The sequence below is a fragment of the Amycolatopsis sp. NPDC047767 genome, assembly GCF_040704195.1.
Classification (GTDB): Bacteria; Actinomycetota; Actinomycetes; order Mycobacteriales; family Pseudonocardiaceae; genus Amycolatopsis.
This window is the reverse complement of sequence record NZ_JBEYSJ010000071.1, coordinates 1-10,828: the sequence shown is the minus strand read 5'-3', so window position 1 is coordinate 10,828 and position 10,828 is coordinate 1. Positions and strand designations below refer to the sequence as shown.

At 71.8% G+C, this 10,828-nt stretch carries 10 protein-coding genes; all 10 read right to left on the bottom strand.

The features are described 5' to 3' along the window. Window positions 1-325: 325 nt before the first annotated feature. Entirely contained in the window at window positions 326-1,594 is a 1,269-nt protein-coding gene (gene tyrS, locus AB0878_RS49090) for a tyrosine--tRNA ligase (protein WP_366590544.1), read from the bottom strand. A gap of 32 nt (window positions 1,595-1,626) precedes the next feature. Continuing rightward, window positions 1,627-2,256: a DNA-3-methyladenine glycosylase gene (locus AB0878_RS49085; protein ID WP_366590542.1), complete on the bottom strand. Its 630-nt coding sequence runs from the start codon at window positions 2,254-2,256 to the stop codon at window positions 1,627-1,629. 92 nt (window positions 2,257-2,348) lie between these two features. Next, on the bottom strand, window positions 2,349-3,764 hold the full coding sequence (gene argH, locus AB0878_RS49080; protein ID WP_366590540.1) for an argininosuccinate lyase: 1,416 nt from the start codon (window positions 3,762-3,764) through the stop codon (window positions 2,349-2,351). A gap of 25 nt (window positions 3,765-3,789) precedes the next feature. Beyond that, entirely contained in the window at window positions 3,790-4,758 is a 969-nt protein-coding gene (locus AB0878_RS49075; RefSeq protein ID WP_366590537.1) for an argininosuccinate synthase domain-containing protein, read from the bottom strand. Beyond that, on the bottom strand, window positions 4,755-5,255 hold the full coding sequence (locus AB0878_RS49070) for an arginine repressor (RefSeq protein WP_366590535.1): 501 nt from the start codon (window positions 5,253-5,255) through the stop codon (window positions 4,755-4,757). Before AB0878_RS49070 ends, AB0878_RS49075 begins: the two co-directional genes overlap by 4 nt. Further along, window positions 5,252-6,178 carry an ornithine carbamoyltransferase gene (gene argF / locus AB0878_RS49065; protein WP_366590532.1) on the bottom strand — a complete coding sequence of 309 codons (927 nt, stop codon included), beginning with the start codon at window positions 6,176-6,178 and terminating at the stop codon, window positions 5,252-5,254. Before argF ends, AB0878_RS49070 begins: the two co-directional genes overlap by 4 nt. Then, entirely contained in the window at window positions 6,178-7,383 is a 1,206-nt protein-coding gene (locus AB0878_RS49060; protein WP_366590529.1) for an acetylornithine transaminase, read from the bottom strand. The genes argF and AB0878_RS49060 overlap by 1 nt, the downstream gene beginning before the upstream one ends. Beyond that, on the bottom strand, window positions 7,380-8,363 hold the full coding sequence (gene argB / locus AB0878_RS49055) for an acetylglutamate kinase (protein ID WP_366590526.1): 984 nt from the start codon (window positions 8,361-8,363) through the stop codon (window positions 7,380-7,382). The genes AB0878_RS49060 and argB overlap by 4 nt, the downstream gene beginning before the upstream one ends. After that, window positions 8,360-9,520: a bifunctional glutamate N-acetyltransferase/amino-acid acetyltransferase ArgJ gene (gene argJ / locus AB0878_RS49050; RefSeq protein WP_366590523.1), complete on the bottom strand. Its 1,161-nt coding sequence runs from the start codon at window positions 9,518-9,520 to the stop codon at window positions 8,360-8,362. The genes argB and argJ overlap by 4 nt, the downstream gene beginning before the upstream one ends. Further along, on the bottom strand, window positions 9,517-10,545 hold the full coding sequence (argC, locus tag AB0878_RS49045; protein ID WP_366590519.1) for an N-acetyl-gamma-glutamyl-phosphate reductase: 1,029 nt from the start codon (window positions 10,543-10,545) through the stop codon (window positions 9,517-9,519). Before argC ends, argJ begins: the two co-directional genes overlap by 4 nt. Window positions 10,546-10,828: the final 283 nt, after the last annotated feature.

Genomic DNA, 10,828 nt, shown 5'->3' with positions numbered 1-10,828 from the left:
CTAGTTTTCTCAAAGGAAACCCCGACGAGGGGGTTTCATATAAGCTCTACTGGCTTAGTTCACTAGCACACTGTTGAGTTCTCAAGCAACACACTTCAAGTCAATCCGCACCCAGTGCGCACCAACCATCGGCGTTGTTTCAAGCCTTTGTTGTTTGGGCCACCCACTCAATCGCCTGAGGCGAGAGCTTGGTTCGTGTCCCGGTGGCCGCCCGGTTTCCCTGGCGACTTGGAGAACTTTACACGCCCCGAAAGGGCCCGAAACAGGGGGGTACCTTAACCGCGTTCCAGCAGGTCAGAGCCCTGTTTCGGGCCGTCGGCCGGGATCAGCCGCCGAGGCTGACGCCGGCGATGTTCCGCTTGCCCTTCCGCACCACGAGCCAGCGCCCGTGGAGTGCGTCGGACGCGGCCGGCTTCCACTCCTCGTCGGCGATCTTCACGTTGTTCACGTACGCCCCGCCTTCCTTCACGGTGCGGCGTGCGGCGCCCTTGCTGTCCACCAGGCCCCCGGCCAGCAGCAGGTCGACGATCGTCGACTCGTCCGACGCCTTGCCGGTCGGGACCTCGGCCATCGCCGCGTCGAGCGTCTTCGCATCGAGCTCACCCAGCTCACCGCGCCCGAACAGCGCCTGGCTGGCGGCGATGACCTGCTTCGTCTGGTCCTCGCCGTGCACAAGGTCGGTGAACTCCTGCGCGAGCCGTTTCTGCGCCGCGCGCAGGTGGGGCCGCTGTTCGGTGTCCTCGGCCAGCGCGTCGATCTCCTCCCGGGTGAGGAAGGTGAACATCCGCAGGTAGCGCATCACGTCGGCGTCCCCGACGTTCACGAAGTACTGGTACCAGGCGTACGGCGAGGTCATCTCCGGGTCGAGCCACAGGTTGCCGCCGCCGGTGGACTTCCCGAACTTGCGACCCTCGGCGTCGGTGACCAGGGGGGCCGTCAGCGCGTGCGCGCTCCCGCTCTCGACCCGCCGGATCAGGTCGACGCCGCCGACGAGGTTGCCCCACTGGTCAGAGCCACCGACCTGCAGCTTGCAGCCGTACTGCCGGTAGAGCTGCAGGTAGTCCTGCGACTGCAGCAGCAGGTAGCTGAACTCGGTGTAGGACATGCCGTCGGACTCGAGCCGGCGCTTCACCGTCTCCCGGTTGAGCATCACGTTCACCGAGAAGTGCTTGCCGACGTCGCGCAGGAACTCCAGCACGTTCTGCTGGCCGGTCCAGTTCAGGTTGTTCTCGACCACGGCGCCCGTCGGCGACTCGTCGAACTCGACGAACCGCTCCAGCTGCCCGCGGATGCGCCCGGCCCACTCGGCGACGACGTCGAGGGTGTTGAGCGTGCGCTCCCCCGTGTCACGCGGGTCGCCGATCATGCCCGTCGCGCCGCCGGCCAGCACGATCGGCCGGTGCCCGGCGCGCTGGAAGCGCTTGAGCATCAGCAGCGGGACGAGGTTGCCGGCGTGCAGGCTGGGCGCGGTCGGGTCGAAACCGCAATAGAGGGTGAGGGGTCCCTGGTCGAGGTCTCGCCGCAAAGCGTCGATGTCGGTGGACTGCGCGATCAGGCCGCGCCAGGACAGCTCGTCAAGGATGTGCTCACTCACACCTGTAGATCCTCCCGCACCAGGTCAAGCGACTAACCCGCGGGGCGCACCTGCCGCCGTTTGCCGCCGCGCCGGTAGGCGGACACGGCGGGCGAGCCGTCGACCCAGAACCGCCATGGCGTGTCGATCCCCGTGGCGACGCCGACTCGCGGGCCGCTGCGGATCCGCTCGGGCGGCACCCGCTCGCCGACGCGCAGCCGGACCGGCGAAGCCGGGTCCGTGAGGTCCACGCCGTTCTGCGACAGATCCACGCGCAGCACGGACGTGAGGATGGCGGGTCCCTTGGCGACCTCGCCGTTCCCGCGGGCATTGGGTCGGCGGGCGCGCACGAGGTCCGCGCCCTGAACCACTTCGCCGGCGCGCAGGAGCACCCCGCCGGGCTCGTCTTCTTCCCCGCTGATGACGTTGGCGCAGAAGTGCATGCCGTAGACGAAGTACACGTACAGATACCCCGCCGGCCCCCACATCAGGGCGTTGCGCGGCGTCTTGCCCCGGAAACTGTGCGACGCCGGATCGTCGAAGCCGCGGTAGGCCTCGACCTCCACGAGCCGCACGCCGACGGTGCCGTCGGGCGCGTCGGCCTCGAGGACTGCGCCGAGCAGCAGGTGCCCCAGGTCGACCGGGTCCAGTGCCAGTTCCTCGCGCCGGAACAACCGGTCCACGCGTGCTCCCCTCGTTCCGCCCCAGCCTAACCGGCGGTTCCCGGGTGATCGGTCCGGCCGGGAAGCTCAGGCTCCCCGGCCGGGCCGGCGCGCTACTTCAGCCACTGCCGCACGGTCGTCACCCGGTCCACCAGGCGCTCGAGCTGCTCGGCGACGCGCTCGGGCGCGGTGCCGCCGCGGGCGTTGCGCGAACGCACCGATCCCTCGACGGTGAGCACCTCGCGCACGGCCGGCGTGAGGGCCGGGTTGATGGTGCGGAACTCCTCGTCGGTCAGCTCGTCGAGCCCGACGCCGCGGCCCTCGGCCACGCGCACGCTCTCCCCCGCCGCCTCGTGGGCCACGCGGAACGGCACGCCCTGGCGCACCAGCCACTCGGCGATGTCCGTGGCCAGCGTGAAGCCGGCCGGGGCCAGCTCGGCGAGCCGGTCGGTGTGGAAGGTCAGCGTGGCGAGCATGCCCGCGATCGCCGGGAACAGGAGCTCCAGCTGCTCGACCGAGTCGAACACCGGCTCCTTGTCCTCCTGCAGGTCGCGGTTGTACGCGAGCGGCTGCGCCTTCAGCGTCGCCAGCAGGCCCGTGAGGTTGCCGATGAGCCGGCCCGCCTTGCCGCGCGTGAGCTCCGCGACGTCGGGGTTCTTCTTCTGCGGCATGATCGAGCTGCCGGTGGCCCACGCGTCGTCGAGGGTCACGTAGCCGAACTCGGCGGTGTTCCAGATGATCACCTCTTCGGCGATCCGCGACAGGTTCACCGACAGCATCGCGACGGCGAAGGCGAACTCCGCCACGAAGTCGCGCGACGCGGTGCCGTCGATGGAGTTCTCCACGCTCGTGTCGAAGCCCAGCTCCGTGGCCACGGCCTCGGGGTCGAGGCCGAGCGACGAACCGGCCAGCGCACCCGAACCGTACGGCGACTCGGCGGTGCGGGCGTCCCAGTCGCGCAGGCGGGAGACGTCGCGCAGCAGCGCCTGGCCGTGGGCCAGCAGGTGGTGCGCCAGCAGGACCGGCTGCGCGTGCTGCAGGTGGGTTCGGCCGGGCAGAATGACCTCGGGGTGGCGCTGGGCCTGCGAGACGAGCGCGTCGACCACGTCGAGCGTGCCCGCGACCACGCGGCGCGCGGCGTCGCGCAGCCACATGCGGAACAGCGTGGCCACCTGGTCGTTGCGCGAGCGGCCCGCGCGCAGCTTGCCGCCCAGCTCCGTGCCCGCGCGCTCCAGCAGCCCGCGTTCAAGGGCGGTGTGCACGTCCTCGTCGGCCACGGTCGGCGTGAACGCGCCCGAGGCCACGTCCTGCGCGAGCGTGTCGAGTGCCTCGAGCATGCCCGCGAGCTCCGCGTCGGTGAGCAGCCCCGCCTTGCGCAGCACGCGGGCGTGGGCCCGCGAGCCGGCGATGTCGTAGGGCGCCAGGCGCCAGTCGAAGTGGGTGGAGGCGCTCAGCGCCGCCATCGCCTCGGCCGGTCCGCTGGCGAACCGGCCGCCCCACAGGGCCACCGGCTGGTCTTTCGCGCTCACGTTCTGCCTTTCTGCCTCGGGCGTCTCACGACGCCCGGTGGGTCGGGTGGTCCGGGTGCTCCTGCCCGGTCAGGGGACGGTACCGCCGGCCGACGGGGCGCAGGTGCCGGCCGCGTCCGGCCGGCTCTTCGCCGCGGCGCCCGGTGACGACGGCGGCACCGCCGTGGAACACCAGCCGGACGTCGCCGCACACCTGCTCCTGGCTCTGCCGCACGAACGCGTCGAGCGGCTCGCGCAGCGGCGAGGACCACAGCCCGTCGTGGACGAGCTCGGTCCAGCGCCGGTCGACCGAGCGCTTGAACCGGGCCAGGTCCCGGTCCAGGGTCAGGTTCTCCAGCTCCTGGTGCGCGGTGATCAGCACCCACGCGCCGGGGGCTTCGTAGATCTCCCGGTTGTCGGTGGCGAGGTCGAACCGGCCGACGCCGTGGGCGCCGGCGCGGTGCCCGAGCCGCAGCACGGCCTCGGCCACGCTCACCGTCTCGCCGTCGACCGCCACGGGCACGCCGCGGTCGAACGTGATCACGGCTTCGTCGGGCGCGTCGATGTTGGCCGCGGCGTCCTCGGTGTAGGCGAAGACGTCGCCGGGTCCGTGCCACGGGTCGGGGTCGGCGACCACGACGGAGCGGCCCCAGAGCGTGCGGTCGGGCGACAGCGCGCCCTGTTCGCGTGGCCAGACGACGTCGGCGTCGCGCGCCCGGGCGAGCGCGGTCACGTGTTTCTCGATCAGCGGGCGGGCCAGCGACCCGACGAGCGGATAGCGGTCGTACAGCAGCGCGTTGGCCTGCAGCGCCGGCAGGCAGTGTTCGTTCGCGAACTCGGCGCGCGCGTCGACCACGATCGCCTCGGCCGCGCCGGCCGCGAGGGCCCGCTCCCGCAGGGTCGTGAGGTCGACATCGCCCGCACCGAGGTCGACGGAGACCGCGACCACGTCCGTCTCCCGCGCGAGACGGGCCAGCGCGGCCGTGTCACCGGCGTAGGCGAGGACGGTGGTCACAGCTCCTCGCCCTCCGCCGAACGCCGGGCCAGCGTGGTGAACCGTTCCGCGAGATCCCTGCCGCTCAACGGTTCCCGGGCGATGACGGCCACGGTGTCGTCGCCGGCGATGGAACCGACGACTTCCTCGAGCGCGGCGCGGTCGATGGCGCTCGCGAGGAACTGCGCGGCGCCGGGCGGCGTGCGCAGCACCGTGAGGTTGCCGGACGCGTCGGCCGAGACGAGCAGTTCCGCGAGCAGCCGGGACAACCGCGACGTACCGCCCTGCACCCCACGCACCGGGCTGCCGTCCTCGGGGATGACGTAGACCGGCGCCCCCGAGTCGGCGCCGCGCAGCTTCACGGCGCCGAGCTCGTCGAGGTCGCGCGACAACGTCGCCTGCGTGACCTCGATGCCCTCGGCCGCGAGCAGCTTGGCGAGCTCGGTCTGGCTGCGGATGGCCATCGTGGACACCAGCTCCGTGATGCGAGCCTGGCGCCCGACCCGGCTGCCGGTCATCGCCCGCTCTGCTCGAACAACCAGACCAGCAGCGCCTTCTGGGCGTGCAGACGGTTCTCGGCCTCGTCCCACACCGCGCTGGCCGGGCCGTCGAGCACCTCGTCGGTGATCTCCCAGCCGCGGTGCGCGGGCAGGCAGTGCAGCACGATGGCCTCGTCGGCGGCGCGCTTGAGCAGCTCGGTGTTGACCTGCAGCGCGCGGAACGGGCCGACGCGGTCGAGGCCGTCGTTCTCCTGGCCCATCGACGTCCAGGTGTCGGTGACCAGCACATCGGCGCCGGCGACGGCGTCGTGCGGGTCGGTGAACACGGCCGCGCTGCCACCGGTCTCGGTGCCGCGGTGCTTCGCGTCGAGCATCACCTGCTGGTCCGGCTGGAAGCCCTCGGGCGAGACGACCCGCACGTGCATGCCCGCGGTCACGCCGCCGAGCAGCAGCGAGTGGGCCATGTTGTTGGCGCCGTCGCCGAGGTACACCAGCGTCAGCCCGGCGAGCTTGCCCTTGCGCTCGCGGATGGTCATGAGGTCGGTGAGGACCTGGCACGGGTGGAACTCGTCGGTGAGCGCGTTGACGACCGGCACCGACGCGACCGACGCCATGGAGTCGATGCGCTTCTGCGCGAAGGTGCGCCACACGATGCCGTCGACGTAGCGCGACAGGACGCGTGAGGTGTCCTCGATCGTCTCCTCGCGGCCCAGCTGCATCGACCGGCCGTCCACGATCACCGGGTGCCCGCCGAGCTGGCTGATGCCGACCTCGAACGAGAAGCGCGTGCGGGTGGAGTTCTTCTCGAAGATCGCCGTGACCGTCTTGCCGGCCAGGGACTTGTTGCCGAGCGGGTCGGCCTTGAGCGCGTCGGCCAGGTCCAGGAGCGCGGCCTGCTCGGCGGGGCTGACGTCGTCGTCGCGGAGGAAGTGGCGAGGCATCAGTTCGGGTCCTTCGTGGTGGTGGAGTCGAGCGCGTCCGGGAGTGCGGTCAGGAAGGCCTGGGCCTGCCCGGCCTCGAGCACGAGCGGCGGGGCGAGCCGGATGGTGTCCGGCGCGACGGGATTGACGAGGTAACCGGATTCCTGCACGGCCTTGGCGACCGCGGCGGACACCGGCTCGCGCAGCGTGATGCCGAGCAGCAGCCCGGCCCCGCGCACGCCGCTGACGAGCGGGTGCCCGATCGCCTCGACACCGGTCGCGATGTCCTTGCCCAGCGAGGAAACGTGGTCGAGCAGGTTGTCGCGCGCGATGGTCCGCAGCACGGCCAGCCCGGCCGCGCAGCAGACCGGGTTCCCGCCGAACGTGGTGCCGTGCTGGCCCGGCTTCAGCAGATCGCCCGCCGCGCCGATGCCGATCACGGCACCGATCGGCAGCCCGCCGCCGAGGCCCTTCGCGAGCGTGATGAGGTCGGGGACGATCCCCGCCTGCTGGAACGCGAACCAGGTGCCGAGCCGGCCGATGCCGGTCTGCACCTCGTCGAGCACGAGCAGCGTGCCGGTGGCCTTGGTGATCTCGCGAGCCGCCTGCAGGTAGCCGTCGGGCGCGGGGATCACGCCGGCTTCGCCGAGCATCGGCTCGAGGAACACGGCGGCGGTGTCGGTGTCGACGGCCGCGCGCAGCGCTTCGACGTCGCCGAACGGCACGTGCGTGACCCCGGGGACCAGCGGCGCGAACGGTTCGCGCTTGCTCGGCTGACCGGTGAGCGACAGCGACCCCATCGTGCGGCCGTGGAACGCGCCCTCCGCCGCGACGACCTTGGTGCGGCCGGTCAGGCGGCTGATCTTCAGCGCGGCCTCGTTGGCCTCGGCGCCGGAGTTCACGAACAGGACCTTGCCCTGGCCGGTCAGGCCCGCGACGTCGAGCAGCGCCTCGGCGAGCTCCAGCGCGACCGGGTTCACGTACAGGTTCGACGTGTGGCCCAGCGTCGCGATCTGCTCGGAGACGGCGCGCACCACCTCGGGGTGGGCGTGGCCGAGCGCGTTGACCGCGATGCCGCCGACGAGGTCGAGGTACTCGGTGCCCTCGGCGTCCCACACCCGCGCGCCCTCGCCCCGGACAAGCGTCAGCCCGGGGGTGCCGTAGTTGTCCATCAGGGCCGACTGCCAGTGCTGCCGGCTCGCCTCGTTCGAGGTCGGGGTGGTCACGGGAGCTCCGTTCCTGGGTTCTCGGGGTTCGGGGTGGGCTCGGGGTTTGGGGTGGGCTCGGGGTTTGGGGTGGGCTCGGGGTAGACCATCGTGCCGATGCCTCGTGAGGTGAAGACCTCCAGCAGCACGGAGTGCGCGAGGCGCCCGTCGATCACGTGGGCGCGGTGCACGCCGCCGCGGACCGCGCGCACGCAGGCCTCCATCTTCGGGATCATGCCGCTGGCCAGCTCCGGCAGCAGCTTCTCCAGCCGGTCGACCTGGATGCGGTCGATCAGCGACGAGCGATCGGGCCAGTTGGCGTAGAGGCCCTCGACATCGGTGAGCACCACGAGCTTCTCGGCGCCCAGCGCCGCGGCCAGCGCGCCCGCGGCGGTGTCGGCGTTGACGTTGTGCACCACGCCGTCGACGTCGGGCGCGACCGTGGACACCACCGGGATTCGCCCGGCGTTGACGATGTCGAGCACCGCGTCCGGGTTGACCGCGGCGACCTCGCCGACGAGCCCGATGTCGACCTGCTCACCGTCCACAGTGGCCTGTTTGCGTTCGGCGGTGAACAGGCGCGCGTCCTCGCCGGAGATGCCGACGGCGTACGGGCCGTGGGCGTTGATCAGGCCGACGAGCTCACGGCTGACCTGCCCGACCAGCACCATGCGGACGATGTCCATCGTCTCGGGCGTGGTCACGCGCAGGCCGCCCTTGAACTCGCCTTCGACGCCGAGCCGGGTGAGCATCGCGGTGATCTGCGGTCCCCCGCCGTGCACGACCACGGGGCGCAGGCCGGCGAGGCGCAGGAACACCATGTCCTGCGCGAACGCCGCCTTGAGAGTGTCGTCGATCATGGCGTTGCCGCCGTACTTCACCACCACGGTGGCGCCGTGGAACCGCTGCAGCCACGGCAGCGCCTCGATGAGCACCCCGGCCTTCTCGGCCGCCGTCTCGAGCCTTTCGTCCGCGGAAATCAGGTCCTCCGTGCCGGTCATGAGGAGTAGGCGCTGTTCTCTTCGACGTAGCCATGGGACAGATCGGTGGTGTAGATCGTGGCCTCGGCCGAGCCGACGCCCAGGTCGACGACGACCTCGATGGCGCGCCCCGACAGGTCGGCGGCCGAGCGGTCCGCGGCGGTGGTGCCGGAGGCGAACAGCGTGACGCCGTTGATCGTGATCGACACCGTCTCAGGATCGATCCGCGCGGGCGCGCGGCCGAGCGCCATCGCGATGCGGCCCCAGTTGGGGTCGGAGCCGAACAGCGCCGTCTTCACGAGGTTGTCCTCGGCGATCGTGCGGGCGACCACGACGGCGTCGTCCTCGGACGCGGCGCCGCGCACCGTGACGTCGACGTCCTTGGTCGCGCCCTCGGAGTCGGCGCGCAGCTGCAGCACGAGGTCGTGCGCGACGGCGGTGAGCTGCTCGGTGAGCTCGGCCTCCGTCGGCTCGACCCCGCTCGCGCCGGACGCGAGCACCAGCACCGTGTCGTTGGTGGACGTGCCGCCGTCGACGTCGAGCCGGTCGTAGGTGATGCGGGTGGCGGCGCGCAGCGCGCGGTCGAGAACTTCCTTGTCCGCCACGGCATCGGTGGTGAGGACCGACAGCATCGTCGCGAGGTTCGGCGCGAGCATGCCGGCGCCCTTGGCGAACCCGCCGACGCTCCAGCCGTCCGCGTGGGCCGCGAACGCCTGCTTCGGCTTGGTGTCCGTGGTCATCACGCCGGAAGCCGCGTTCAGGCTCGCCTCGGCGCTCGCGTCGAGTGCCTTGACCGCACTGTCCACACCGGACAGCACCGCGGCCATCGGGAGCCGCTCGCCGATGAGACCGGTGGAGCACACGGCCACCTCGATCGCGCCGATGTCGAGGACCTCGGCGACCTTCTCCGCGGTGGCGTGCGTGTCCTGGAACCCGCCCGGACCGGTCGCGGCGTTGGCGCCGCCGGAGTTGAGCACGACCGCCTTGAGCTTCTGCTGCTTCAGGACTTCCTGCGACCACAGCACCGGCGCGGCCTTGATCACGTTGCGCGTGAACACACCAGCGGCGACGTCGAGCGGGCCGTCGTTCACGACCAGCGTGAGGTCGAGCGCGCCGGAGGCCTTGATGCCGGCGGCGACGCCGGCGGCGCGGAAACCCTTGGGGCCGGTGACGGTCACGGTGCCACTCCCACAGTGGAAAGTCCGGTGGCCTCGGGGAATCCGAGCGCCAGGTTCATCGACTGGACGGCACCGCCCGCGGTGCCCTTGGTGAGGTTGTCGATCGAGCAGATCACGACGAGGCGGCGCGCGTCGGCGTCCACGCCCACCTGGAGCTGGACGTTGTTCGACCCGAGCGTCGACGCCGTCGCGGGCCACATCCCCGCGGGCAGCAGCTGCACGAACGGCTCGGCGTCGTAGGCCTTCTCGTACACCTCGCGCACGGTGTTCTCGTCGACGTCGCCGATCAGGGGCGCGGTCGCCGTCGTGAGGATGCCGCGCGGCATCGGGGCGAGCACAGGCGTGAACGACACGGTGACGGGCTTTCCCGCCACACCGGAGAGGTTCTGGGCGAACTCTGGCGTGTGCCGGTGCTTGCCCGCCACGCCGTACGCGCTGGCGGACCCCATCACCTCGGACCCGAGCAGGTTCGGCTTCAGGCTCTTGCCCGCGCCGGAAGTGCCGGTGACCGCCACGACCGTGACGTCCGGCTCGACCAGGCCCGCGGCCAGCGCCGGGGCGAGGGCGAGCGAGCCGCCGGTCGGGAAACAGCCGGGGACCGCGACGCGCTTGGTACCCACGAGCTTCTCGCGCGCGCCGGGCAGCTCGGGCAGGCCGTAGGGCCACTGTCCCGCGTGCTCGCCGCCGTACCAGCGCTGCCAGTCGGCCGGGTCCGCCAGCCGGTGGTCGGCGGCGAGGTCGACCACGAGCACGTCGGGTCCGAGCTGCGCCGCGACCTCGGCCGAATGACCGTGGGGCAGCGCGAGGAACACGACGTCGTGGCCGGCCAGCGTCTCCGTCGTCGTCTCGGCCAGCACACGCCCGGCCAGGGGCGCGAGGTGCGGCTGGTGCGTGCCCAGCGGCGTCCCCGCGCTGCTCGCCGCCGTCAGCGCACCGATCTCGACTTCCGGATGGGTCAGCAACAGGCGCAACAGTTCACCGCCCGCGTAGCCGCTCGCGCCGGCCACCGCGATCTTCACCGTCATACGCATGATTATGCACGACCATGCAATCTCAAACAAACAGGATTCCGCTGGGCCAGGTGTGTTTCCTGCCATGCCGAGGCGGAGCCAGGCCTGCCACGCCGGTCGTCCGCGCCGTTGTCGCAGCTCCCGGCGTCGCGGCGACCGGGCCGTTCGCACTTCACCCGATCGAGTGCTCTCGCCGGGGCCGTGCCCGCGGCCACGAGGGCCGCGGGGCGGGGGGGGGCGCCGGGCCCCCCGGCCGAGAAGGGCCAACGGGGGGGGGGCGGGCGGGGGGGGGCCGGGC

Excerpts from the sequence above, each read along its gene's own strand:
- argB (WP_366590526.1), bottom strand. The coding sequence starts at position 8,363 with ATGACCGGCACGGAGGACCTGATTTCCGCGGACGAAAGGCTCGAGACG.
- argC (WP_366590519.1), bottom strand. The coding sequence starts at position 10,545 with ATGACGGTGAAGATCGCGGTGGCCGGCGCGAGCGGCTACGCGGGCGGT.
- argF (WP_366590532.1), bottom strand. The coding sequence starts at position 6,178 with ATGCCTCGCCACTTCCTCCGCGACGACGACGTCAGCCCCGCCGAGCAG.
- AB0878_RS49070 (WP_366590535.1), bottom strand. The coding sequence starts at position 5,255 with ATGACCGGCAGCCGGGTCGGGCGCCAGGCTCGCATCACGGAGCTGGTG.